Genomic DNA, 23,839 nt, shown 5'->3' with positions numbered 1-23,839 from the left:
CGGGTATGCGGGTGCTGGCGGCGATGAGCGGCGGGGTGGATTCCGCCGTGGCCGCGGCGCGGGCGGTCGAGGCGGGGCACGAGGTGACCGGCGTGCACCTCGCGTTGTCGGCCAAGCCCGGCACGCTCCGCACCGGCGCGCGCGGTTGCTGCACCATCGAGGACGCCCGGGACGCGCGGCGCGCGGCGGACGTGCTCGGCATCCCGTTCTACGTCTGGGACTTCGCGGAGCGGTTCACCGAGGAGGTCGTGGACGAGTTCGTGGCCGAGTACGCGGCCGGCCGCACCCCGAACCCGTGCCTGCGGTGCAACGAGAAGATCAAGTTCGAGGCGTTGCTGGACAAGGCGATCGCGCTCGGCTTCGACGCCGTCTGCACCGGGCACTACGCCCGCCTGTCCACTGTGGACGGTGTGATCGAGCTGCGGCGCTCGGCCGACGACGGCAAGGACCAGTCCTACGTGCTCGCCTCGCTGACCCGTGAGCAGCTGGTGCACGCGATGTTCCCGCTGGGCGACTCGACCAAGGCGCAGGTGCGCGCCGAGGCCGCCGAGCGCGGGTTGCAGGTCGCCGAGAAGCCGGACAGCCACGACATCTGCTTCATCCCGGACGGCGACACGCAGGGCTTCCTGACCCGCAAGCTCGGCGAGCAGCCCGGCGTCCTGGTGGACGACGAGACCGGCGCGGTCCTCGGGCGGCACCTGGGCGTGCACGAGTTCACCGTCGGCCAGCGCAAGGGCCTGGGCATCGACGCGCCCGCGCCGGACGGCCGGCCCCGGTACGTGCTGTCGCTGGAGCCGGTGAGCGGCACGGTGCGGGTCGGCGCGGCGGAGAAGCTCCAGGTGTCCGAGATCGTGGCCCGGCGCCCGGTGACGAGGATCGAGTTCGACGGCCCGGTGGAGTGCGTGGCCCAGGTCCGCGCGCACGGTGGCCTCGCGCCCGCAGTTGCCGAAGTCGTGGACGGCGAGTTGCTGGTCCGCCTGCGCGAGCCGTTGAGCGGTGTCGCGCCTGGTCAGGCGGTTGCGGTGTACCGGGAGGACCCGGCCGCGGGCGACCTGGTGCTGGCCAGCGCGACGATCAGCACCACCCGCTGACGGTAGGCGTCGTTGTTTTGTCGGTGTCGCCTGAGACACTGCGCGTGTGCCGCATGACAACGCACGACGCCGGAGGTCGCTGGTGGATGTAGGGACCCGGGTGAGGGTGGTCGCGAGCAAGCTCGACCACCCGTCCGCGCAACGTCTCGATCCGGAGCAGTTCGAACGGCTGCGCGCGGAGGTCCGCACGCTGCGCTGGGTGGTGCGGGAGCGCCTGCACCGGCCGGAGTGGGCGGGGCTGATCGCCGAGGTGGAGGTCCTGGTCGAACGGGTCGAGCTGTTGGACCCGGCGGCGCAGCGGGAGATCGAGGTGCCGCCGCAGGCGCGCGGCTCGGAGGAGCGCGTCGCGGAGCCCCGTGCGGCCGACCACGCGTGGTGCCGTCCGGCGGCGGGTGGTGGCGTCGGGGAAGGCCAGACGAGCGCGTTGTAGCGGCCACGGCGACGACGAGGGCGTGTGCAGCCGGCCGATGCGAGGGGACGGTCCGGCTGCGTCACCGTCCCCTCGACGTGGTGCTCACCGCCCAGGCCGATGCGGGCAGCAGGACGGCCGCAGCCCGCATCGGCAGGCCGTCGCCCGCAGCCCGCAACAGGCCGTCGCCGGCGGCAGCAGACCGCCGCGCGATGAGTTGTCGCCACTTCCCGGATCTGTGCCGACGTGCGGCAGAGGCCGCGGGTGCGGAGGGGAGCAGATGGGCTCGATGGTCGTGGTGCGGGACCGGTCCGAAGCCAGGACCTGCCCCCGAGGCAGCGGCCGTGCTGCGGCTGCGTGAGTGCTCGCCTGGCGTGCGGCCGAGGTCGCCGACCTGCTCGGCACCACCACGGCGTCGGTCGGCAACTCGCTCCAACGGGCACGGGCGAGCCTCGCCAAGGCCGATCCGACCGAGGACCAGGTCGTCCAGCCCACCGACCCCCGTCAGCGCGCGCTCCCTGTCCACCCGGTTGCGGACCCCCGGCGTGGTGCGGCTGGCGCCCACCCAGGCCAACGGACAGCCCGCGTTCGGCGTCCACGTGCACGCCGGGAAGACCGAGCACCTGGCCCACGCGCTGATGGTGCTCACCCGCACGGCTGGGGGATCAGCCGGATCACCCTGTTCCACGACCCCAGCCTGTCCGCGGTGTTCAGCCCGCTCGATCGCCTGGGGTGATCACGCGTCACGGGGTCCAGTCGGTGTTCGCGCCGCACAGCACGACGCACGGCAGGTCGCCCGGCACCCGTCCGGCCAGCCACGCGGCGAACGGCACGGCCGCCGCCGGCTCCACGGCCAGCCGGAACTCCTCCCACAGCCGGTCCCGGGCGGCCAGGATCTCCGCGTCCGGCACGAGCACCGACGTCACCGGGTGGGTGCTCAGGATCCCGAAGGGAACTTCACCCACCCGAGTGGCGCCCAGCGCGGACGCGGCGACCGAGTCCACCTCGGCGTCGACCGGCTCGCCCGCCGCGAGCGCGTGGTGCAGGGCGCAGCAGCGCTCCGGCTCCACCGCGACCGTCAGCCGACCCGACGCGAGCGCCGTGCCCGCCGCCAACCCGCCGCCCCCGACCGCCACCGCGATCACGTCCACGTCCGGCGCGTCGGCGACCACCTCGGCCGCGACCGTGCCCTGACCGGCCACGACGATCGGGTCGTTGTACGCCTCCACGTAGGAACCGGGAGCCTCGCGGGCCGCCACCACGGCCTCCGCGTAGGTGTCGCCGTGCCGGATCAGCTTCGCGCCCGCCGCCTCGATCCGCCGCACCTTGCCCTCCGGCGCGCTCACCGGCACGTAGACGGTGGCGTGCAGCCCGAGCAGGTCCGCGGCCTTGGCCACGCCCAGCCCGTGGTTCCCGCCCGACGCCGTGACCACACGATCAGGTGAGCCGGCGGCGAGCAGGGTGTTCAGCGCTCCGCGGAGCTTGAACGAGCCGGTGAGCTGGAGGTGTTCGAGCTTGAGCACGATCGGCCGGCCGTCGACCTCCGTGCGCCACAACGGGGTCCGGCGGGCGTGCGGGCGGATGCGGTCGGCGGCGGCGGTGACGTCGGGGGTCATCCCACCAGCATGCGCTCACCCGGCGAACCACCTGTATACCCACATGACGAGCGTCACGGCCCCCACCACGAAGCACAGCAGCACCACCACGAGACCGAGGAGCACCAACGCGTTCGTGGCCCACGACGAGTCGCGGTCGTCGTCCACCTCCAGCTCCGCGCGCAGCTGCGCGGTGGCCGCGGACCGCAGCGCCACCAGCCGTTCCCGCGCCGTCCGGGTTGCCGCGCCGGACTCGCCGCTCACCCAGTTCAGCGCCTCCAGCCGTGCCAGCGGCGTGCGGTAGGCGCGTTCGAACGCCGCCACCTCCGCCTCGTCGCGCACCTCGGACAGGTAGCCCCACCGGCCGGCCTGCGCCGCGTCACCCAGCACCCGGTACACCCCGGCCAGGCGATCGCGCAGGTCCAGCCGGTCGGGGAAGCTCGTGACCAGCCCGACCAGGCGTTGCCGCGCGCGCAGCACACTGGCCAGGTCACCGCGTTCGACCTCTTCGGCGACCTTGCGGAGGGTCAGCTCGACCGGCATGGACGACATCGTCCCAGCCCCGGCGACCGTAGGATCGGCGGGTGATCGCGGTGTCGGTGGTGACCTTCGGCCTCGCCTGGTGGCTCGGCCTCTACCTGCTGGTGCGCGATCCCCGGAAACCGCTGCTCCAGCGTGCCTCGATCGGGTTGCTCAACTACGCGGTGGTGATCGTGCTGCCGGTGCCGCCGATGCTGTTGGCGGTGTCCGCGGTCGCGTGGACGGGTGTGGTCGTGTGCTGGCTGCCGGTGCGCTACGAGCTGTGGTGGCGGTGGAGCGCGCTGCCGTTGCTGGTGGCCGCCTACTTCGCGCCGTTCGTGGTGCTGGTGCCGTTGGCCGCCGCGCTGGTGCTGTGCCTGCGGTTGCGGCGGGCGTTGCTGGGCGCGGCGACGATCCTGTTCGGGCTGAGCTGCGCGGTGGTGGCGCTGGAGGTGCTGCCCGAGTGGCTGGTGTTCGCGTCGGCGGGGGTGGACCTGGTGGCGTTCGGGGTGATCGTGGCCGTGGCCGACGCGTTCGACGAGGGCGAGGCGGTCCGGGCGGACATGGTCCGGTCGCTGCTCACGTCGGCCGGGTTGGCGGCGGTGTTCGGCGGACAGGTGGCGTTGTTCCTGGACGACCGGCTGCTGCCGCTGCTGTACGGGACGGTCGCCGCCGCGATCGCGGTGCAGGTGCTGGCCAACCCGCTGGCGTTGCTGGTGGACAAGGTCGCGGTGCCGGACGTGGCCGCGTCCCGGGCCGAACTGCGTGACGCGGCCGAGGCGCTGCCCCGCCGCGCGCCGCTGGACAAGAGCGAGTTCGTCAAGCTGACCCGGCGGGCCCTGAGCAATTACGGCGACCTGGGCAGGCTGGTCGCCAGCCCGTTGACCGAACTGCCGGTGATCGACGCCCGGCTGGCCGCGCGGGGTGCGTCCGATCAACCGCTGGAACGCGCGGCGGAGTTGAAGTCGTTGTTGTCGGAGAGCATTCTCCGGCTCAAACCGCGCGACGGCGAGTTCGGCACCAGTGACGAATGGCGGCATTACAACGCGCTGTATTACTACTACGTGGTCGGTATCCGGCCGTACAGCGTGCGCACCAAGCGCGAAGACCTCGATCCGGACGCGCGGCGGGCGCTGGCGTGGTTCGTCAACCAGGTGCCGGAGCGGACATTGCACAACTGGCAGAACGCGGGGGCCCGACTGGTGGCGGAGGACCTGTCCGCGCAGGTCGTGAGCTGAGGACTGGCAGCCGTTGGCAGTGCTTGGCGTACCGCCGGCAGTGGACCTGACCATAGCTTCCGGGCCATGACGACAACTGGTGCGACTCACGCGACTCCGGCGGCGAAGGTCCGCGACGACGGTCTCCTCCGCTTCGCCCTCAAGCTCGACGGTGTCGGCTCGGCCGGGCTCGGCCTGGTGGCCCTGCTGTTCAGCGACCTCCCGACGGGACTGCCCCAAGGGCTCGTGATCGGGCTCGGCGTGTTCCTGCTCGGCTACGGCGCCGGCGTTTTCATCCTCGGTCTGCGGCCCATTCGCCCACTGGTCGCGGTGGTCGTGGTCGGCAATTCGGTGTGGGTGCTGGACAGCTTCCTGACCGCGTTCGCCGGGTGGTTCCCGGTGACCGGGCTCGGTGTTCTCCTGATCGTCGCCCAAGCGCTCGCCGTGCTCGGGTTCATCACCCTCCAGGTGCTGGGTCTGCGCCGTTCGGCTTGAGGGTCCGGCTCCGGCCGCGGAATTCCGCGACCACCTGGTCGCCCCGGCGCACGGTGATGTCGTAGATCCCGCTCCGCCCGAACCTGGCCCGCTCCACCGCCTCGGCCACCAACTCGTCCCCCGCGTGCACGGGGGCGATGAAGTCGATCTCCGCCTGCGCCGCCACGGTCACCGAGCCGTGGCGGTTGCACGCGCAGGCGAAGGCCGTGTCGGCGAGCAGGAACACGTACCCGCCGTGCCCGATCCCGTGGCCGTTCACCATCAGGTCGGTGATCGTCATGGCGAGACGGGCGGTGCCCTCGCCGAGTTCGAGCGCCCGGATGCCGAGCGCGGCCGACGCGGCGTCGTTGGCGAGCATGTCCGCGGGTCCGTTCATCCGTGCACCTTAAGGTTCACCGGCCGCGCGGTGGGAGTGGTGCGGGAGCGCGGGGCGCGGCACGCCCCCGCACCACGTCGTGGGCGGCGCCTCGGCCACTGTGGGCACCGGCAACGTCACGTTAGGTGGACTGGACCACATCGGTCAATGGGTCTAGACCTTTTCGGTCCTGAACGGCAGGGCGGGCCGGGTGGGAGACTGTCCGCGTGGATGCCCTCCCTTGGTCCGCCGGCGCCGCAACCGGCATCGGCTCGCTACCCGGAACCGACCCCCAGGAGGCCGCCAGGATCGTTCTCGGCGAACTCCCAGACCTCCCCCACCTGCCCGAGCTCCCGGCGCGGGGTGTCGGCGCGGACATGATCGGCCGCACCGCCGCGCTCCTGGTCGACCTGCCGGTCGAGGTCGTGCCGAGCGGCTGGCGGACCGCCGCCCACCCCGGTCGGGACCACCGGCGCGCGGTGGACCTGCTGCGCCGCGACCTGGACGCGTTCGAGGAGGCCGCCGAGCCCGCTCGGCCGCGGGTCGTGAAGGTGCAGGCCGCCGGACCGTGGACGCTGACCGCGTGCGTGGAGCTGGTGCGCGGCCACCGCGTGCTCACCGACCGGGGCGCCCTGCGCGAGTTCACGGAGTCGCTCACCGAGGGGCTGAACCGGCACGTCGCCGAGGTCGCCAAGCGCACCGGCGCGAAGGTCGTCGTGCAGCTGGACGAACCGGCGCTGCCCGCCGTCCTCAAGGGCCTGCTGCCGACGCCGTCCAAGTTGGGCACGGTCGCCGCCGTGCCGGTGCCGAACGCGCGTTCCGTGCTCCAGGCCGTGATCGAGGGTGTCGACGCGGACGTGGTCGTGCACTGCTGCGCGCCGAAGCCGCCGATCACCCTGATCCGCGAGGCCGGCGCCCGTGCGATCTCGTTCGACCTGACGATCCTGGACGAGACGATGTGGGACGAGGTGGGCGAGGCCTGGGAGGCGCAGGCGCACCTGTTCCTGGGCGTGACCCCCGGCACCGAGCCGAAGACCCCGCCCACCCTCAAGTCCCTGGCCCACCCCGCCCTCCACCTGGCGGACCGCCTCGGCTTCCCCCGCACGATCCTGGCGACGAACGCCGTCCCCACCCCGACCTGCGGCATGGCCGGCGCCACCGAGAGCTGGCTCCGCCAGGCCCTGCCCCTCACCCGGGACCTGGCCAAGGCCTTCGCCGAACCCCCCGAAACCTGGTGACCCCCGTGTGGGTCCTACGTCCGGAACGTAGGACCCACACGGGATCAGAGGCGGGTGAAGGGGTCGGCGTAGGCGAAGGGGCCGGTGAGGGCCGGGGTGTACGTGGTCAGGGTGCGGGCCTGGAAGTACGGCGCCCACTCCTCGACCGGAGGGGTGATGGAGAGGTCGGACGCCGGGCGGAAGCCGAAACGGGAGTAGTAGGCCGGGTCGCCGAGCAGGACCACCAACGGCTCGTCGAGGGCGTCCGCGGCACCCAGCACGGCGTGCGTCAACGCCTTGCCGACACCGACCCGCTGGTGCGACGGCAGCACGCTGAGGGGACCCAGGCCGAGAGCCGGGGACCCGCCCACCGAGGCACGCGTGCACACCACGTGCCCGACCACCGCGCCCTCCACCTCGGCCACCAGCGACAACGCCGGGATCCACCCGACGTCCGCACGCAGCGCGCCCACCAGCCACGCCTCCCCGCCCGGTCGCGCCGCGAAAGCGGCCTCGGTCACGGCGGCCACGGCGTCGACATCGGCCGGCGTCTCACGTCTGATCAGCACGGACCGCACCCTACGACCTCACCAGGTGCACCCCCGAAGGCATTTTCGCCCCGCGCAGGAACCCCAGCAGCACGGACTGGAACGCCCGGCTCGCGGACGTCGGCGCGACATCCGTCCGGTGGGCCAGCGCCACCGTCCGCGACGTGCTGGGCGCCAACGGCGTGCTGTGCAACGCCCGCGTGGCCAACACCGTGCTCGGCACGATCGCCACCCCCAACCCCACCTCCACGAACCGCAGCACGGCGTCCATCTCGCCGCCCTCCACCGCGAACCGAGGCTCGAACCCCGCCCGCCGACAAGCCGCCAACGTCGTCTCCCGCAGGTCGTACCCCGGCCGGAACATCACCAACGGCTGGTCGCGCAGGTCCGTCAACCGCATCCGCGCCACCCCCAACGGCTCGGAGGACGCCACCACCAGCTCCTCCCGCAGCACCGGCACCACGGTCAACGCCCGCTCCGAGTCCGCCGGCGACACGATCACCAGCGCCAGGTCGAGCTGCCCCGCCTCCAACGCCTGCACGAGGTCGCGCGACCCGCCCTCGGTCACCGACACCTGGATGCCGGGGTACGCGTCGTGGTACCTCTTGATGACGTCCGCGAACAGGCTGCCGCACAGGCTCGGCGTCGCGCCCACCCGCACCCGACCCCGGCGCAGCCCCACCAGCTCCGCCACCTCCAGCCGGGCCGTGTCCACATCGGACAGGATCCGGCTCGCCACCGGCAGCAGCGCCTCGCCGGCCGGCGTCAACGTCACGTTCCCGCGCGCCCGGCTGAACAGCTCCGCCCCGAGCTCCTTCTCCAACGCGTGGATCTGCTTGGAAAGTGAGGGCTGCGCCACACGCGCCTCCGCGGCGGCCCGCGTGAAGTGCCGCGTCCGGGCCACTGCCAGGAAGTACACGAGCTGCTGGAGCGTCATAGCCTCAGACTATCGATTGAAGGCTAACGATGTATTGGACGACTTGTCACACGCGTTCCTAGCGTCACCCCCGTGGACACGATCGGGCTCTACCGCACCACCATCGGCAAGAAGGTCGTCATGGCCGTCACCGGTGCCGCGCTGCTGCTGTTCGTCGTCGCGCACATGATCGGCAACCTGGCGGTCTTCTCCGGCCCGGAGGCGATCGACGGCTACGGCCGGTTCCTGCGCGAGATCGGCGTGGTCTGGCCGATGCGGATCGGACTGCTGGGCTGCGTCGCCCTGCACTTCCTCGCCGCCTACCAGCTGACCGCCAGGTCCCGGAAAGCGCGCGGCAAGTACGAGCACCGCAGGCGCGTCCAGGGCAGCTACGCGGCCCGCACCATGCGCTGGGGTGGGGTGATCATCGCCCTGTTCGTGGTCTACCACCTGCTCGACCTCACCGTCGGGTGGCTCAACCCGCACGGCGTGCCCGGCGAGATCCACGCGAACGTCGTCGCGGACTTCCAGCACTGGTACGTGGTGCTGGCGTACACGGTCGCCGTGCTGGCCCTCGGCTTCCACATCCGCCACGGCGTGTGGAGCGCCACCCAGACCCTGGGCATCACCACCTCGCGCGTGATCGGCCTCGGCGTGGCCGTGCTGATCTGCGTCGGGTTCCTCTCCGTTCCCTTCGCCGTCTTCACCGGATTGGTGAGCTGATATGCCGGACACCCACACCGAAGGTTCCCCGATCTCCGACCAGCGCGCGCCGGACGGTCCGATCGAATCGCGCTGGGACCGCCGCCGGTTCTCGGCCCGCCTGGTCAACCCCGCCAACCGGCGCAACCGCAGCGTCATCGTGGTCGGCACCGGCCTCGCGGGCGGCGCGGCGGCGGCGACGCTGGGCGAACTCGGCTACCAGGTCAAGTCGTTCTGCTACCAGGACAGCCCGCGCCGGGCGCACAGCATCGCGGCGCAGGGCGGCATCAACGCGGCCAAGAACTACCGCAACGACGGCGACAGCGTGCACCGCCTGTTCTACGACACCGTCAAGGGCGGCGACTTCCGGTCACGCGAGTCCAACGTGCACCGGCTGGCGCAGATCAGCGTCGAGATCATCGACCAGTGCGTGGCGCAGGGCGTGCCGTTCGCCCGCGAGTACGGCGGTCTGCTCGACACCAGGTCCTTCGGCGGCGCGCAGGTCTCCCGCACGTTCTACGCCCGCGGCCAGACCGGGCAGCAACTCCTCCTGGGCGCCTACCAGGCGCTGGAACGCCAGATCGCCGCCGGTCGGGTCGAGATGCACGCCCGCACCGAGATGCTCGACCTGATCGTGGTGGACGGCAGGGCCCGCGGCATCGTCGTGCGCGACCTCGTCACCGGCGACGTGTCCACGCACTTCGCGGACGCCGTCGTGCTCGCGACCGGCGGCTACGGCAACGTGTTCCACCTGTCCACGAACGCCAAGGGCTGCAACACCACCGCGATCTGGCGGGCGCACCGGCGCGGCGCGCTGTTCGCGAACCCGTGCTTCACCCAGATCCACCCGACGTGCATCCCGATCAGCGGCGACCACCAGTCGAAGCTGACCCTGATGAGCGAGTCCCTGCGCAACGACGGCCGCGTGTGGGTGCCGCGCGACGCGCAGGACACCCGTGCGCCGAACGACATCCCCGAGAGCGACCGGGACTACTTCCTGGAGCGGATGTACCCGAGCTTCGGCAACCTCGTCCCGCGCGACATCGCGTCCCGCGCGGCGAAGAACATCTCGGACGAGAAGCGCGGCGTCTACCTCGACTTCCGCGACGCCATCGAGCGTCTCGGCGCTCCCGCCGTGGAACAGCGCTACGGGAACCTCTTCGAGATGTACCAGCGCATCACCGGCGACGACCCGTACAAGACGCCGATGCGCATCTACCCCGCCGTGCACTACACGATGGGCGGCCTGTGGGTCGACTACGACCTGCGTTCCACCATCCCGGGCCTGTACGTGATCGGTGAGGCGAACTTCTCCGACCACGGCGCGAACCGGCTGGGCGCGTCGGCGTTGATGCAGGGCCTGGCGGACGGCTACTTCGTGCTGCCCGGCGTGATCGGCGACTACCTGGCCGACGCGCCGTTCGAGGCCGTCGACGACAGCCACCCCGCCGTCGCCGACACGCTGTCCGAGGTGCGTGGCCGGGTGACGACGCTGCTGGCCGTGAACGGCGACCGCACGGTCGAGTCGTTCCACCGCGAGCTCGGCCGGCTGATGTGGGACGAGTGCGGCATGGAACGCGACGAGGCCGGGTTGCGCAAGGCGTTGGAGCGCATCCCGGAGCTGCGCGCGGAGTTCTGGCAGCGGGTGAAGGTGCCGGGCACGGGTGAGCAGCTGAACCAGGAGCTGGAGAAGGCCGGCCGGGTGGCCGACTTCTTCGAGCTGGCGGAACTGATGTGCATCGACGCCCTGCACCGCGCCGAGTCGTGCGGCGGCCACTTCCGCGCGGAGAGCCAGACCCCGGACGGCGAGGCGCTGCGGGACGACGCCAACTACGCCTACGTGGCCGCGTGGGAGTACACGGGCGCAGGCCGGCCGCCCGTGCTGCACAAGGAAGAGCTCGCTTTCGAGCACGTCACCCCGAGCACCCGGAGCTACTCGTGAAACTGACCCTGCGGATCTGGCGGCAGAGCAGTGCCACCGGGCGGCTGGTGGACTACGTGATGGAGGACCTGTCGCCGGACATGTCCTTCCTCGAAATGCTGGACGTCCTCAACGAGCGGCTGATCACGTCCGGGGACGACCCGGTGGCGTTCGACCACGACTGCCGTGAAGGCATCTGCGGCATGTGCGGGTTGATGATCAACGGGATGGCGCACGGGCCGGAGAAGGCCACCACCGCGTGCCAGCTGCACCTGCGCCACTTCAAGGACGGCGACGTGGTCACCATCGAGCCGTGGCGGGCCGAGCCGTTCCCGGTCGTGCGCGACCTGGTGGTGGACCGGTCGGCGTTCGACAAGATCGTGGCGGCGGGCGGGTACATCAGCGTGCCGGCCGGGTCCGCGCCGGACGCCCACGCGACTCCGGTGCCCAAGCCGGACGCGGACACGGCGTTCGAAGCGGCGGCGTGCATCGGCTGCGGCGCGTGCGTGGCGGCGTGCCCCAACGGGTCCGGCATGTTGTTCACCGCCGCGAAGGCCACCCACCTCGGCGTGCTGCCGCAGGGGCAGCCGGAGCGGTACTCACGCGCACGGGACATGGTGGCCGAGCACGACGCGTTGGGTTTCGGCGGCTGCACGAACGCCGGCGAGTGCACGCCCGCGTGCCCCAAGGGCATCCCGCTGACCACGATCGCCCGCTTGAACGCCGACCTGCTGCGCGGTCACACCATCCGCAGCGACAGGTAGCCCGTCCCGCACACCAGGAGCGTCGAGAGCAGCCCCAGGAGCAGCGCCCTGGGGCTGATCCGCAGGAGCTTCCCGAGGCGGACGGACGTGCCCAGGCCGAACAGCGCGACGGCCAGCACGACCGTGGTCACCGTCTTGGCCGGACCCAGGACGTAGTCCGGGACCAGCGGGCTGACCAGCATCAACGCCACGAAACCGAGCAGGAAGCCCAACGGGGGACGGCTGCCGCGCGCGCCGACGACCGCCACGATCGGCGCCAGCAACGCCACCCGGCCGAGCTTCACCGCCATGGCCGTCGCCAGACCGGACGCGGGCGCCGCGGCGGCCACCTGCGCGACCTCGTGCACGCTCAGCCCGATCCACTGCGGTGACGCGTTCATCAGCGGCAACGCGATCATGGCCAGCGTGCCGTAGAGGGTGACGAGGGCGATGCTGGTGGCCACGTGCTCGTCCTCGCGCTCCACGACGCCCTCGACGGCCGCGATCGCCGACGCGCCGCAGATCGAGAAGCCACTGGCCACCAGGACGTAGAGACCGCGGGGCAGCCCGAGCCGGCGGCCGAGCCACAACGTGCCGAAGAACGTCACCGACACCGTGACCACCACCGCGACCAGCACGCCCGGTCCCACAGCGAGGAGTTGCGGAACGGACAGTTGCAGACCGAGCAGGACCACGCCGGTGCGCAGCAGCGTCCGGGTGACGCCGCTCAGGTCCGGCAGGCGTCCACCCACCAGCACACCCAGGACCATCGCGGCGATCAGCACACCGTCCACCCTCCGCCGTGCCCGGCGCTTCCGGTAGGCGGTCGTGCCCTCTGGGGTCATACCCTGGGGCTATGACCCCGGACATCGAGTCCTTGCGCCTGCTGGTGCTGGTGGGGGAGCTGGGCAGCCTCGGCCGGGCGGCGGCGGAGCTGGGCATCGCGCAGCCGTCGGCGAGCAAGCGGCTGTCCACGCTGGAACGCCGGCTCGGGCTGGTGCTGGTGGACCGGAACCGCCGCGGTTCGGTGCTCACGCCCGCCGGCGTGGTGGTGACCGAGCGGGCACGGCGGGTGCTGGACGAGGTCGCCGGGCTGGTGGAGGGCGCGCGGGCGCTGCGGTCGGCGCGGGAGGCGGAGTTGCGGGTCGCGGCCAGCATGACCGTGGCCGAGCACCTGGCGCCGAGCTGGATCGCGGAGTTGCGGCGGGCCCGCCCGGACCTGCGCGTGGGGCTGCGGGTGACGAACTCGGAGACGGTCGGCCGGCTCGTGCGAGAAGGCGCGGTCGACCTCGGGTTCGTCGAAGCGCCGGGTCCGCTGCCAGGCCTTTCGTCGCGGAAGGTGGCCGTGGACCGGCTCGCGGTGGTGGTCGCTCCGGGGCACCCGTGGGCGCGGCGGCGTCGTCGGCTGACACCCGCGGAACTGGCCGCGACGCCGCTGGTGATGCGGGAGCGCGGTTCGGGAACGCGGGACACGCTGGACCGGGTGCTGCCGGACACCTGCGCGCCCGCGTTGGAGCTGGGCTCGACCACGGCCGTGCGCGGCGCGGTGGTCGCGGGCGTGGCGCCGGCGGTGCTGAGCGTGCTCGCCGTGGCCCTGGACCTGGCCGACGGGCGGCTGGTCGAGGTGCCGGTGGCGCTCGACCTGCGCCGCGTGCTGCGCGCCGTGTGGCCGGCCGGACGGCGGCTGGTCGGACCCGCCGCGGAACTCCTCGCGGTGACCACCCGGCGTAGTTCAATGGGCGCATGAGCTGGTTGCGCCGACGCCGTACCGAACCCCGGCCCGCGCCCGAGCCGGTGCCCCTCCACCTGCCCAACCCGGACGAGGCCGCGGTCGCGTTCTGGCAGGAGTGGTTCGAGCTGCTGCCGACCGTCAGCGCGGCCCTGGGCGACGGCGAACCGCACCGCGTGGAGGGCGAGATCGGCGTGCTGGTCTCGGCCGTGCACCCCGACCTCGACTTCTCCCTCGAACGCGGCCACCGGGCGATCTACGCGCTGGTGATCACCAGCCAGGAGGACCCGAAGCTGCGCCCCTACACGGACGCGTGGATCAAGGCCGCGCCGCCCGGGGACATGATCTGGGAGTACCACGACTCGGTGCCCCCGGTGCCGGACCCGACCCAGGTCACGATCAACCTCGGCCCGCGCCACATCCGGCTGGCCGACGTGCGGGTGGTGGCGCAGGTGTCGGACGGCCTGGTCGACGTCGCCGTCTACCACCCCGAGTTCGCGAACCTGGACGACACGGCCCGGCGGACCATGACGTTCCTGCCGCTGGACGTCACGCTCGGTGAGCGGTTGGCGGGCGCCCGGCTGGGCCGGGTCGAAACGGCGTCGGCCGAGCCGGAGGGCACGATCGGCCTGCTGGAGTTCCGCGACCTGGTCCGGGCGATCGACGGGGAGCCCGCCTGAAATTGTCGGACCCCCTGGTTACCCTCATGCCGTGACCAGCAGCGACCCGTTGAACCCCACCCACGCCCCCGCCGAGGGCGTCGAGGACGTGCCCGCCGACGTGCGCGAGGAGCACGCGGCGCTGGCCGAGGTGGTGCGCGGGCACCAGTTCCGCTACTACGTCCTCGACTCGCCGACGGTCAGTGACGGTGAGTTCGACGAGTTGCTGCGCGAGCTGGCGGCGCTGGAGGAGGCGCACCCCGGGCTGGCCACGCCCGATTCGCCCACCCAGCTCGTCGGCGGCACGTTCTCGACCGAGTTCAAGGCGGTCGACCACCTGGAGCGGATGCTCAGCCTCGACAACGCGTTCTCCGCCGAGGAGCTGCGGGGGTGGTTCGACCGGGTGCGCAAGGAGGTCGGCGCCGACGTCCACTTCCTGTGCGAGCTGAAGATCGACGGCTTGGCGATCAACCTGCTGTACGAGCACGGGCGGCTGGTGCGCGCGCTGACCAGGGGCGACGGGCGTACCGGTGAGGACGTGACGCTGAACGTCCGCACCCTGGAGGACGTGCCGGAGACGCTGACCGGCACCGACGCGTACCCCGTGCCCGCGCTGGTCGAGGTGCGCGGCGAGGTCTTCTTCGCGGTGGAGGACTTCCTTGAGCTGAACGCCCGGCTCGTGGAGGCGGGCAAACCGCCGTTCGCGAACCCGCGCAACACCGCAGCCGGGTCGTTGCGGCAGAAGGACCCGAAGGTGACGGCGTCGCGCCGGCTGCGGATGATCTGCCACGGGCTGGGAAAGCGGGAGGGCTTCGAGCTGACGAGGCAGTCCGAGGCGTACGAGGCGCTGAGGGCGTGGGGGCTGCCGGTGTCGTCGCACACCGTCGTGCTGAGCACGTTCGAGGAGGTCGGCGAGCACGTCGGCTACTGGGGCGCGCACCGGCACGACGCCGTGCACGAGATCGACGGCGTGGTCGTCAAGGTGGACGAGGTGTCGTCGCAGCGGCGCCTGGGCAGCACCTCGCGCGCGCCGCGCTGGGCCATCGCGTTCAAGTACCCGCCGGAAGAGGCGACGACCACCCTGCTGGACATCAAGGTGCAGGTGGGCCGGACGGGTCGGGTGACGCCGTTCGCGGTGATGGAGCCGGTGAAGGTGGCCGGTTCGACGGTGGCCCGGGCGACCCTGCACAACGCGAGCGAGGTCAAGCGCAAGGGCGTGCTGATCGGCGACCGCATCGTGATCCGCAAGGCCGGTGACGTGATCCCGGAGGTGCTGGGCCCGGTGATCGACGCCCGCCCCGCCGACGCGCGCGAGTTCGAGATGCCGCTCACCTGCCCCGAGTGCGGCCACGCGCTGCGCCCGATGAAGGAGGGCGACGTGGACATCCGCTGCCCCAACGCGGCGGGCTGCCCGGGTCAGCTGCGGGAGCGCCTCGCCTACCTGGCGTCCCGCTCGGCGCTGGACGTCGAGGTGCTGGGCTTCGAGGCGGCGGCGGCCCTGGTCGACTCCCCGGTGTACTCGGACGAGGGCGACCTGTTCGGCCTGGACGCGGGCAAGCTGGCGCAGGTCGAGCTGTTCCGCACCAAGGACGGCGAGCTGACCGCGAACGCGCTGAAGCTCCTGGACAACCTGGAGGCGGTCAAGCAGCGTCCACTGTGGAGAGTCCTGGTGGCGCTGTCCATCCGGCACGTCGGCCCCACGGCGGCCCGTGCGCTGGCCCAGGAGTTCGGCTCACTGGAGAACATCGCCGCGGCGTCGGAGGAGGAGCTGGCGGCGGCCGAGGGCGTGGGCCCCACCATCGCGACGGCGGTGCGCGAGTGGGTCGAGACCCCGTGGCGGCAGGCGATCGTGGACAAGTGGCGGGCGGCGGGCGTCCGCACGGCGGAAGAACGCGACACCTCCATCCCGCGGAACCTGACGGGGTTGTCGATCGTGGTGACGGGGTCGCTGGAGACGTTCTCGCGGGACGAGGCGAAGGAGGCGATCCTGTCGCGGGGTGGGAAGGCGGCGGGTTCCGTGTCCAAGAAGACGGCGTTCGTGGTGGTGGGCGAGTCGCCGGGTTCGAAGGCGGAGAAGGCGCTCCAGCTCAAGGTGCCGGTCCTGGACGAGGCGGGTTTCCGCGTCCTGCTCGACGAAGGCCCCGAAGCCGCCACCGAGGTCGCCACCTTCGCCGAGGAGCCCACGGCCGCCGACTAGCGCGTCGGCCTCACGTCGGGGAAGCGCGCCACCCACCGCTTCTGCCAGGGCGTTTCCACCGCGCGCCGGCTGTAGTGGGCCCGCGTCCACGCCACCGCGTCACCCGCCGGCACGCCCGCCAGCACGGCCAGGCACGCGATCACCGTGCCGGTCCGCCCGACACCGCCGCCGCACGCCACCTCGACCCGTTCACCCGCCACGGCCCGCGCGTGCAGGTCCCGGATCAGCGCCACGGCCTGGTCCGGCGACTTCGGCACCCGGAAGTCCGGCCACTCGACCCACTCGTGCGTCCACGTGATGCCGGCCCCGCGCCGCGCCCGCATCTTCGCGGAGCCCAGGTAGAGGCCGTAGTCGGGCGTCCCCTCCGGCATCGGGTTCCGCAGACCCCGACCCCGCACGAGTGCGCCGTCGGGCAGTTCGACCGCACCGGGAAGGCTCATGAAGCCATCATCGCGACCCGCACTCTTGCGGACGTCCCGGGGTGACATCCGCGGCGATCCTTGATCGCGCCCGCCCGGCGCAGTTGTCTGGACACGATCGGGGAGGTTCAGCGAGGTGGAGGGGTACCAGATGGCCGACATCGTGGTGAGGCCCGCGCGGGAAGACGAGTGGGCGGCGGCGGGGGCGATCACCGTGGCCGCCTACCAGGCCGACCGCCACATCGACAGCCACACCGGCGGGTACGCCGACAAGCTGGTCGATGCCCGCACCCGCGCCAGGGAGGCGGAACTGCTGGTGGCCGTGGACGCGGAGGACACCGTGCTCGGCACCGTCACGGTGGTCCGGCCGGGCACCCCGTACGCCGAGGTCAGCCGGGACGGCGAGGTCGAGTTCCGGATGCTCGCGGTGAGCCCGTCCGCCCGTGGCCGTGGGGTCGGTGAGGCGCTGGTGCGTGCGGTGATCGCACGGGCGCGGGAACTCGGCGCGCCGCTGCTGGTGATGAGCAGTTCCGAGGACATGACCCCGGCGCACCGGCTCTACCAGCGGCTCGGGTTCAAGCGGCTGCCCGAGCGCGACTGGCAGCCGGTGCCGGGCGTGAACCTGATGGCGCTCGGGTTCAGCCTCGAACTCGCATGATCTCGTCCCGCAGCGCGCGGTCCCGCGACGCCCGGTCGTAGAGCAGCGCGACCAGCGTCGCGTGGTCCAGTTCGGCGAGGCGCACGCGCAGCTCCTCGTCCTCGGCGTCCGGCGGCGGCACGGTCAGGTCGCGTTCCAACAGCACCAGCCCGACGGCCACGCAGTGCTTGCAGAAGAACCCCTGCGAGCCGTACGGGCACGAACAGGTGCCGGTCAGGTGGGTGTCCTCCCACTGCAGCGTCACCCGGTACTCGGCCGCGCCGAGCACCACGGCCTCCACGTGCCGCGACCGCACGGCCAACTCGGCCACGGAGTCGCGGTAGGTCAGCCCGCGCCAGTACGACTTGGCGCCCGCGTAGTGGCGCAGCAGGGCTGAGGTCAGCGTCGGCATGGCGGTATCCAACACCTTGTGGTTCGGTGGGTTCCGTGCTCCAGGCTTGTCTGAACGGCGCCCGCGAGCCGGGCAGTCACCCTAGTCTTCCGATCACCCCGCAGGAGCTGGCGGCGGACGCGGCGGACTGCGCGGCGCGGGGCGTCACGTCGTTCCACCTGCACCCGCGGGACGTGGTCGGCTTGGAGGTGCTGGCCGGTCCCGAGGTCGCCACCACGGTCTCCGTGGTCCGCGCCGTCGTGCCGCACGCGGAGATCGGCGTGACCACGGGCGCGTGGATCGTGCCGGACCGGGTGCGGCGGGCCGAACTGGTGCTCGGGTGGGCGGGTCTGGCCGCCGGACGTCCGGATGTCGCGTCGGTCAACGTGCACGAGGACGGCTGGCTCGACGTCGCCACCGCGTTGCGCGACGCGGGCATCGGGATCGAGCTGGGCGTGTTCCACGCCGACGCCGCGCGGACCCTGCTGGACGCCGGCGTGCCGGAGGGGACGGTCCGGGTGCTGGCCGAGGTGCGGCCGGGGGAGACGACGCGGCACGCCGACCGGTTGCTCGACCTGCTGGCGCCGCTCGGCGTGCCGGTCCTGCTGCACGGCGAGGACGACAGCGCGTGGCCGGTGCTCGACCACGCGCTGACGCTGGGGCTGGACACCCGGATCGGTCTCGAAGACACCCTCACCGCCCGTGACGGCACGCCCGCCGTCGACAACGCGCAGCTCGTGGGCCTCGCCGCCGTGGCGGGAAAGCACTGGTAGAGCGGGTCTCCGGCGTGGTTTCGTTGGTGGCATGGTGCCCACCGACCGGCTCTTGGCCTTCGCGGCCATGTCGTTCCTGCTGATCGTGATCCCCGGGCCGAGCGTGCTGTTCGTGGTCGGCCGGGCGTTGGCGCAGGGCCGCCGTGCCGCGTTGATCACGGTACTGGGGAACACGCTCGGTGCTTACGCGCTCGTGGTCGCCGTGGCGTTCGGCGTCGGGGCGGTCGTGGAGCGCTCGGCGTTCGTGTTCACGACCCTGAAACTCGTCGGCGCCGCGTACCTCGTGTACCTGGGGGTGAAGGCGGTGCGGCAGCGCGGGTCGCTGCACGCGTCGTTCACCGGTGGCGGCCCGGCGCACGGCGGCTCGCGCACGTTGTGGGAGGGGTTCGCGGTCGGCGTGGCGAACCCGAAGACGATCGTGTTCTTCGCCGCTGTCCTACCGCAGTTCGTGGACCGCGCCCAAGGCCACGTAGCGGTTCAGATGCTGCTGCTGGGCCTGGTCTTCAACCTCATCGCCGTGGCGTCCGACAGCGCCTGGGGCCTCGCCGCCGCCACCGCCCGCACCTGGTTCGCGAGTTCCCCTCGCCGCCTCTCCCTCATCGGCGGCGCCGGCGGCCTGACGATGATCGGCCTGGGCGTGACCATCGCCACCACCCCCGAACCCGCGTGAGTCCCAGGACTCGCGTGGGTCAGTCGGGGAGGACTACGGAGACGATGCCGGCCAGGTGGGCCAGGCGGGCGACCTCGGCGGCGCGGAACATGGGGCCGCCCGGGCGGCCGACGAGCAGGACGCGGTCCGGTTTGCCGAGCGGGGTGGCGGCCAGCTCGGTGCCCAGCTCTTGCCACGTCTCCGGCACCCAGTCCGCCTCGCCGTCCAGCACGGTCGCCCGCGCCAGCGGCATCCACGGCGCCTCCAGCCTCGTCTCGGGCGCGGCCGACGACGACGTCAGCCGGTGCACGGCGGCGCCGTCCCACGACACGACCACCGCCCACCCCGCCCGGATGATCTTCGGCACGCCCTCGGTGAACACCTCGAGCCCGTGGCGGGGGTCCTCGGCGACCTCTTCCACCAGCTCCAGCTCGCGGTGGGTGTCCAGCACACCCGCGTACGGCCGGACCGCGTCCACCTCGACGCCGTCGATGGACTCCGCGGCCGTGATCAGCACGTCCGGCAGCCGCCCGGAGGGCAGCTCGACCACCAGGTCGTCGATGGCCAGGCCGGCGCCGCGTTCCACCACGTCCACGCTGAGTATGTCGGCCCCGATCGCGCCGAGCGCGGAGGCGACCGCGCCCAGTGTGCCGGGACGGTCCGGGAGCTGGACCCGGATCAGGAAGGACACGGTGCACGCCTCCAAGGCTGTGGTGGAGCATCGAGGTGGGAAACTCGCCGGTCGATGATTCTCGCAGACGCAGCTTCGCTTTCCGACCCACCAGCCACGTTGCCCCCCGGTAAAATCGCGCACCCCCGCGCGCGAGCGCGGGCAACCCGGTCGAAGGTCGCTCTGACCAGCCAATAGACTCGGCAGGTCCAAAAACCACAAAACCAGACCCCCGGGGGTTGACGAGGTGCCCAGCATCTCCCGCGACGAGGTCGCGCATCTGGCCCGCCTGGCGAGGCTCGCCGTCACGGACGACGAGCTGGACCTGTTCGCGGGCCAGCTTGACGTGATCCTGCAGTCGGTGGCCACGGTGGGCGACATCGCCACCGCGGACATCCCGCCCACTTCGCACGCCGTTCCGCTGACCAACGTGTTCCGCGAGGACGTGGTGCGTCCCAGCCTCGGTCAGCAGCAGGCGCTCGCGGGCGCCCCCGCCGCCGAGGACGGCCGCTTCCGCGTGCCCCGCATCCTGGGGGAGGAAGCATGAGCGACCTGATCCGCAGCACCGCCGCCGAGCTGGCGGCCAAGATCGCGGGCCGCGAGGTGTCCGCGGTGGAGGTCACCCAGGCCCACCTCGACCGGATCGGCGAGGTCGACGGCTCGGTCAACGCGTTCCTGCACGTCGACACCGAGGGCGCCCTCAAGGCGGCCCGGAAGGTGGACGACGACCTGGCGGCCGGCGTCCACGTCGGTCCGCTGGCCGGCGTGCCGATCGCGCTCAAGGACGTGCTCACCACCGAGGGCGTGCCGACCACGGTCGGTTCGAAGATCCTCGAAGGCTGGATCCCGCCCTACGACGCCACGGTCACCCGACGGCTGAAGGAAGCCGGGGTGGTGGTCCTCGGCAAGACCAACATGGACGAGTTCGCGATGGGCTCCTCCACCGAGAACTCGGCGTACGGCCCGACCCGCAACCCGTGGGACCTGGACCGCATCCCCGGCGGCTCGGGCGGCGGTTCGGCGGCGGCGCTGGCCGCTTTCGAGGCCCCGCTGTCCATCGGCACGGACACCGGCGGCTCGATCCGCCAGCCCGGTTCGGTCACCGGCACGGTCGGCGTGAAGCCCACCTACGGCGGTGTCTCCCGGTACGGGCTGGTGGCGTTCTCGTCGTCGCTGGACCAGGCCGGGCCGTGCGCCCGCACGGTGCTCGACGCGGCCCTGCTGCACGAGGTCATCGCAGGGTACGACCCGATGGACTCCACCTCGATCAACGCGCCGGTCCCGCCCGTGGTGGCGGCGGCCCGCGAGGGCGCCAACGGCGACCTGTCCGGCGTGCGCGTCGGCGTGGTCACGCAGTTCAGCGGTGAGGGCTACCAGCCGGGCGTGCTGCGCAGCTTCGAGGCGGCCGTGGCGCAGCTCAAGCAGCTGGGCGCGGAGGTCGTCGAGGTCTCGTGCCCGAGCTTCGACTACGCGCTGCCCGCGTACTACCTGATCGCGCCCAGCGAGGCCTCGTCCAACCTGGCCCGCTTCGACGCGATGCGCTACGGCATCCGCGTCGGCGACGACGGCACCCGCAGCGCCGAGGAGGTCATGTCGCTGACCCGCGAGGCCGGTTTCGGCCCCGAGGTGAAGCGGCGCATCATGATCGGCACGTACGCGCTGTCCTCGGGCTACTACGACGCCTACTACGGCTCGGCGCAGAAGGTGCGGACGCTCATCAGCCGCGACTTCGAGGCCGCGTTCGCCACCGTGGACGTGCTGGTCTCGCCGACCACTCCGACCACCGCGTTCCGGATCGGCGAGCGCGCCGACGACCCGATGGCCATGTACAAGGCCGACCTGTGCACGATCCCGGCCAACCTGGCCGGCAACGCCGCCATGAGCGTCCCGAGCGGACTGTCCGACGAGGACGGCCTGCCGGTGGGGTTGCAGATCATGGCGCCCGCGTTGCAGGACCACCGGATGTACCGGGTGGCGGCGGCGTACGAGGTCGCGCGCGACGCGGCCCTGGGCGCGCCGGTGATCCAGGGCGTGCCGCAGTTGGCGGGTGCCAGGTGAAGCGCGGACGCACGATCCTGTCGCTGGTCGGCGCCGCGGGGGCGGCCACCAGCGCGTTCTCCACGTTGAAGTCGGCCCGCGGCAAGGACGACAAGCTCGCGGTGGCCAACGGGCTGGCGAGCATCCTGGTGGCGATCACCGGTGCGGCGCTGGCCGTGCGCGACCTGCGGAAGGACGGGAAGGCATGACGTCGGTGCACGAGCTGATGGACTACGCCGAGGTCATCGAGCGGTTCGACCCGGTGCTCGGGCTGGAGGTGCACGTCGAGCTGCACACCGCCACCAAGATGTTCTGCGGCTGCGCGAACGTCTTCGGCGGTGAGCCGAACACGCAGGTCTGCCCGACCTGCCTCGGCATGCCCGGCGCGCTGCCCGCGGTGAACGCCAAGGCGGTGGAGTCGGCGATCCGGATCGGGTTGGCGCTCAACTGCGAGATCGCGGAGTGGTGCCGGTTCGCCCGGAAGAACTACTTCTACCCGGACATGCCGAAGAACTTCCAGACGTCGCAGTACGACGAGCCGATCGCGTTCAACGGCTACCTGGACGTGACGCTGGACGACGGCTCGCTGTTCCGGGTCGAGATCGAGCGCGCGCACATGGAGGAGGACACCGGCAAGTCGCTGCACGTCGGCGGCTCGGACGGGCGCATCCACGGCGCGGAGCACTCGCTGCTGGACTACAACCGGGCCGGCGTGCCGCTGATCGAGATCGTCACCAAGACGATCGAGGGCACCGGCGAGCGGGCGCCCGAGGTGGCGCGCGCCTACGTCACCGCGCTGCGCGACCTGCTGAAGGCGCTCGACGTGTCGGACGTCCGGATGGACCAGGGTTCGCTGCGGTGCGACGCGAACGTGTCGCTGATGGCCAAGGACGCGACCGAGTTCGGCACCCGCACGGAGACGAAGAACGTCAACTCGCTGCGCAGCGTCGAGCGGGCGGTGCGCTTCGAGATGACCCGCCAGGCCGCGGTGCTGGCGTCCGGCGGGACGATCACCCAGGAGACCCGGCACTTCGACGAGTCCACCGGCAGCACGTCGCCGGGGCGCACGAAGGAGACGGCGGAGGACTACCGGTACTTCCCGGAGCCCGACCTGGCGCCGATCGCGCCGTCCCGCGAGTGGGTCGAGGAGCTGCGCGGCACGCTGCCGGAGCTGCCGTGGGAGCGCCGCAAGCGGGTGCAGGAGGAGTGGTCGCTGACCGACGCCGAGCTGCGCGACCTGGTCAACGCCGGTGCGGTGGACCTGGTGGCGGCGACGGTCGAGGCCGGCGCGACGCACACCGAGGCCCGGTCGTGGTGGGTGTCCTACCTGACCAAGGAGGCCAACAACCGCGGCGTCGAGCTGGCGGAGCTGGCCATCACGCCGGCGCAGATCGCGCGGGTCGTGGGCCTGGTGAACTCCGGCGAGCTGACGAACAAGCTGGCCCGCGAGGTCGTCACCGGCGTGCTGGAGGGCGAGGGCGAGCCGGAGGCCGTCATCGAGGCCCGCGGCCTGAAGGTCGTCTCGGACGACTCGGCGCTGGAGAAGGCGGTGGACGAGGCGCTGGCCGCGCAGCCGGACGTGGCGGCGAAGATCCGCGACGGCAAGGTGGCGGCGGCCGGTGCGATCGTCGGCGCGGTCATGAAGGCGACGAAGGGCCAGGCGGACGCGAAGCGCGTGCGTGAGCTGATCATCGTCCGCTGCTCGTAGCGAGTGGTTCCACCGGTGGGGCAGGGCTCGTGGCGAGCCCTGCCCCACCGCTGTTACCAGGGTGGCGCACTGCATCCCCGGATGCCTTGCAGAGTGTGAAGACGTTCGCCCATTCGTGTGGTAACACTCGGCGAACCGCGTCTCCGGTCCTGGCAGATGGCCTAGCGGTCAGGCTTGTGATCGCTCTCCGTGAAGTTAAACCTTCTTGGCTTCGTCCATCTGTGTCACGCTTGGGGCGATCG

The 23,839-nt window shown here is 72.1% G+C and carries 27 protein-coding genes; 18 read left to right on the top strand and 9 right to left on the bottom strand.

Features of this window, described 5'->3' with window-relative positions; genetic code table 11:
* The first annotated feature begins 5 nt into the window (after nt 1–5).
* Nucleotides 6–1,091: a tRNA 2-thiouridine(34) synthase MnmA gene (gene mnmA / locus ACRAKI_RS30515; protein ID WP_447003936.1), complete on the top strand. Its 1,086-nt coding sequence runs from the start codon at nt 6–8 to the stop codon at nt 1,089–1,091.
* Nucleotides 1,092–1,191: 100 nt separating this feature from the next.
* The gene (locus ACRAKI_RS30510; protein WP_447003935.1) at nt 1,192–1,521 is read left to right on the top strand and encodes a hypothetical protein; all 330 of its coding nucleotides are present in this window, start codon (nt 1,192–1,194) and stop codon (nt 1,519–1,521) included.
* A 722-nt stretch (nt 1,522–2,243) separates the two neighbouring features.
* On the opposite strand, the gene ACRAKI_RS30505 is transcribed toward ACRAKI_RS30510, so the two are convergent.
* Both ACRAKI_RS30505 and ACRAKI_RS30500 read right to left on the bottom strand, forming a co-directional pair.
* The gene (locus tag ACRAKI_RS30505) at nt 2,244–3,116 is read right to left on the bottom strand and encodes a serine/threonine dehydratase (RefSeq protein WP_447003934.1); all 873 of its coding nucleotides are present in this window, start codon (nt 3,114–3,116) and stop codon (nt 2,244–2,246) included.
* A 15-nt stretch (nt 3,117–3,131) separates the two neighbouring features.
* Nucleotides 3,132–3,638 carry a DUF6584 family protein gene (locus tag ACRAKI_RS30500; protein ID WP_447003933.1) on the bottom strand — a complete coding sequence of 169 codons (507 nt, stop codon included), beginning with the start codon at nt 3,636–3,638 and terminating at the stop codon, nt 3,132–3,134.
* A gap of 41 nt (nt 3,639–3,679) precedes the next feature.
* Between ACRAKI_RS30500 and ACRAKI_RS30495 the strand changes: the two genes are divergently transcribed.
* Together ACRAKI_RS30495 and ACRAKI_RS30490 are read left to right on the top strand one after the other, a co-directional pair.
* The gene (locus ACRAKI_RS30495; protein WP_447003932.1) at nt 3,680–4,852 is read left to right on the top strand and encodes a hypothetical protein; all 1,173 of its coding nucleotides are present in this window, start codon (nt 3,680–3,682) and stop codon (nt 4,850–4,852) included.
* A 66-nt stretch (nt 4,853–4,918) separates the two neighbouring features.
* Complete coding sequence (locus ACRAKI_RS30490; RefSeq protein WP_447003931.1) at nt 4,919–5,326, top strand: hypothetical protein; 408 nt, start codon at nt 4,919–4,921, stop codon at nt 5,324–5,326.
* Here the strand turns inward: ACRAKI_RS30490 and paaI are convergent.
* A complete protein-coding gene (gene paaI / locus ACRAKI_RS30485; RefSeq protein ID WP_447003930.1) occupies nt 5,289–5,702 on the bottom strand; it encodes a hydroxyphenylacetyl-CoA thioesterase PaaI in 414 nt (137 codons plus the stop codon). The genes ACRAKI_RS30490 and paaI overlap by 38 nt on opposite strands.
* 206 nt (nt 5,703–5,908) lie before the next feature.
* Here paaI and ACRAKI_RS30480 point away from each other — a divergent pair, with 206 nt between their 5' ends.
* Nucleotides 5,909–6,919, top strand: coding sequence for a methionine synthase (locus ACRAKI_RS30480; RefSeq protein WP_447003929.1), 1,011 nt, complete (start codon nt 5,909–5,911; stop codon nt 6,917–6,919).
* A gap of 44 nt (nt 6,920–6,963) precedes the next feature.
* On the opposite strand, the gene ACRAKI_RS30475 is transcribed toward ACRAKI_RS30480, so the two are convergent.
* Both ACRAKI_RS30475 and ACRAKI_RS30470 read right to left on the bottom strand, forming a co-directional pair.
* A complete protein-coding gene (locus tag ACRAKI_RS30475) occupies nt 6,964–7,467 on the bottom strand; it encodes a GNAT family N-acetyltransferase (protein WP_447003928.1) in 504 nt (167 codons plus the stop codon).
* A gap of 10 nt (nt 7,468–7,477) precedes the next feature.
* Complete coding sequence (locus ACRAKI_RS30470; protein WP_447003927.1) at nt 7,478–8,383, bottom strand: LysR family transcriptional regulator; 906 nt, start codon at nt 8,381–8,383, stop codon at nt 7,478–7,480.
* A gap of 72 nt (nt 8,384–8,455) precedes the next feature.
* Between ACRAKI_RS30470 and ACRAKI_RS30465 the strand changes: the two genes are divergently transcribed.
* From ACRAKI_RS30465 to ACRAKI_RS30455, 3 genes are read left to right on the top strand one after another with little or no spacing between them, the layout of a single operon-like run.
* Nucleotides 8,456–9,085: a succinate dehydrogenase cytochrome b subunit gene (locus ACRAKI_RS30465; protein WP_447003926.1), complete on the top strand. Its 630-nt coding sequence runs from the start codon at nt 8,456–8,458 to the stop codon at nt 9,083–9,085.
* Nucleotide 9,086: 1 nt separating this feature from the next.
* A complete protein-coding gene (locus ACRAKI_RS30460; RefSeq protein ID WP_447003925.1) occupies nt 9,087–11,006 on the top strand; it encodes a fumarate reductase/succinate dehydrogenase flavoprotein subunit in 1,920 nt (639 codons plus the stop codon).
* Nucleotides 11,003–11,749: a succinate dehydrogenase/fumarate reductase iron-sulfur subunit gene (locus ACRAKI_RS30455; protein WP_447003924.1), complete on the top strand. Its 747-nt coding sequence runs from the start codon at nt 11,003–11,005 to the stop codon at nt 11,747–11,749. The genes ACRAKI_RS30460 and ACRAKI_RS30455 overlap by 4 nt, the downstream gene beginning before the upstream one ends.
* On the opposite strand, the gene ACRAKI_RS30450 is transcribed toward ACRAKI_RS30455, so the two are convergent.
* A complete protein-coding gene (locus tag ACRAKI_RS30450) occupies nt 11,725–12,573 on the bottom strand; it encodes a YeiH family protein (protein ID WP_447003923.1) in 849 nt (282 codons plus the stop codon). The two genes, ACRAKI_RS30455 and ACRAKI_RS30450, sit on opposite strands and share 25 nt — an antisense overlap.
* Nucleotides 12,574–12,584: 11 nt before the next feature.
* Between ACRAKI_RS30450 and ACRAKI_RS30445 the strand changes: the two genes are divergently transcribed.
* The 3 genes from ACRAKI_RS30445 to ligA are packed head-to-tail and all read left to right on the top strand — an operon-like array spanning nt 12,585 to nt 16,313.
* Nucleotides 12,585–13,475 carry a LysR substrate-binding domain-containing protein gene (locus ACRAKI_RS30445; protein ID WP_447003922.1) on the top strand — a complete coding sequence of 297 codons (891 nt, stop codon included), beginning with the start codon at nt 12,585–12,587 and terminating at the stop codon, nt 13,473–13,475.
* Nucleotides 13,472–14,137, top strand: coding sequence for a hypothetical protein (locus ACRAKI_RS30440; RefSeq protein ID WP_447003921.1), 666 nt, complete (start codon nt 13,472–13,474; stop codon nt 14,135–14,137). The genes ACRAKI_RS30445 and ACRAKI_RS30440 overlap by 4 nt, the downstream gene beginning before the upstream one ends.
* Before the next feature lie 31 nt (nt 14,138–14,168).
* Complete coding sequence (gene ligA, locus ACRAKI_RS30435; RefSeq protein WP_447003920.1) at nt 14,169–16,313, top strand: NAD-dependent DNA ligase LigA; 2,145 nt, start codon at nt 14,169–14,171, stop codon at nt 16,311–16,313.
* Here ligA and ACRAKI_RS30430 read toward each other — a convergent pair.
* Nucleotides 16,310–16,753: a protein-tyrosine phosphatase family protein gene (locus tag ACRAKI_RS30430; protein ID WP_447003919.1), complete on the bottom strand. Its 444-nt coding sequence runs from the start codon at nt 16,751–16,753 to the stop codon at nt 16,310–16,312. The genes ligA and ACRAKI_RS30430 overlap by 4 nt on opposite strands.
* Nucleotides 16,754–16,883: 130 nt before the next feature.
* Here ACRAKI_RS30430 and ACRAKI_RS30425 point away from each other — a divergent pair, with 130 nt between their 5' ends.
* Nucleotides 16,884–17,390, top strand: a complete 507-nt coding sequence (locus tag ACRAKI_RS30425; protein ID WP_447008562.1) for a GNAT family N-acetyltransferase — start codon at nt 16,884–16,886, stop codon at nt 17,388–17,390.
* Here the strand turns inward: ACRAKI_RS30425 and ACRAKI_RS30420 are convergent.
* A complete protein-coding gene (locus ACRAKI_RS30420; protein ID WP_447003918.1) occupies nt 17,371–17,781 on the bottom strand; it encodes an SWIM zinc finger family protein in 411 nt (136 codons plus the stop codon). The genes ACRAKI_RS30425 and ACRAKI_RS30420 overlap by 20 nt on opposite strands.
* Before the next feature lie 26 nt (nt 17,782–17,807).
* On the opposite strand from ACRAKI_RS30420, the gene ACRAKI_RS30415 reads away from it, so the two are divergent.
* A complete protein-coding gene (locus ACRAKI_RS30415; protein WP_447003917.1) occupies nt 17,808–18,533 on the top strand; it encodes a 3-keto-5-aminohexanoate cleavage protein in 726 nt (241 codons plus the stop codon).
* A gap of 31 nt (nt 18,534–18,564) precedes the next feature.
* Nucleotides 18,565–19,203, top strand: a complete 639-nt coding sequence (locus ACRAKI_RS30410) for a LysE family translocator (protein ID WP_447003916.1) — start codon at nt 18,565–18,567, stop codon at nt 19,201–19,203.
* A 19-nt stretch (nt 19,204–19,222) separates the two neighbouring features.
* On the opposite strand, the gene ACRAKI_RS30405 is transcribed toward ACRAKI_RS30410, so the two are convergent.
* Complete coding sequence (locus tag ACRAKI_RS30405) at nt 19,223–19,873, bottom strand: amino acid-binding protein (protein ID WP_447003915.1); 651 nt, start codon at nt 19,871–19,873, stop codon at nt 19,223–19,225.
* A 226-nt stretch (nt 19,874–20,099) separates the two neighbouring features.
* Between ACRAKI_RS30405 and gatC the strand changes: the two genes are divergently transcribed.
* From gatC to gatB, 4 genes are read left to right on the top strand one after another with little or no spacing between them, the layout of a single operon-like run.
* Nucleotides 20,100–20,399: an Asp-tRNA(Asn)/Glu-tRNA(Gln) amidotransferase subunit GatC gene (gene gatC, locus ACRAKI_RS30400; protein ID WP_015104569.1), complete on the top strand. Its 300-nt coding sequence runs from the start codon at nt 20,100–20,102 to the stop codon at nt 20,397–20,399.
* On the top strand, nt 20,396–21,910 hold the full coding sequence (gene gatA, locus ACRAKI_RS30395; RefSeq protein ID WP_447003914.1) for an Asp-tRNA(Asn)/Glu-tRNA(Gln) amidotransferase subunit GatA: 1,515 nt from the start codon (nt 20,396–20,398) through the stop codon (nt 21,908–21,910). Before gatC ends, gatA begins: the two co-directional genes overlap by 4 nt.
* Nucleotides 21,907–22,098 (top strand): hypothetical protein, encoded by a 192-nt coding sequence (locus ACRAKI_RS30390; protein ID WP_447003913.1) that lies wholly within the window; start codon nt 21,907–21,909, stop codon nt 22,096–22,098. The genes gatA and ACRAKI_RS30390 overlap by 4 nt, the downstream gene beginning before the upstream one ends.
* Complete coding sequence (gene gatB / locus ACRAKI_RS30385) at nt 22,095–23,597, top strand: Asp-tRNA(Asn)/Glu-tRNA(Gln) amidotransferase subunit GatB (protein WP_447003912.1); 1,503 nt, start codon at nt 22,095–22,097, stop codon at nt 23,595–23,597. The genes ACRAKI_RS30390 and gatB overlap by 4 nt, the downstream gene beginning before the upstream one ends.
* The last annotated feature ends 242 nt before the right edge of the window (nt 23,598–23,839 follow it).

It is taken from the genome of Saccharothrix isguenensis (genome assembly GCF_052936305.1).
This window is presented reverse-complemented; position numbering and strand designations above follow the sequence as displayed.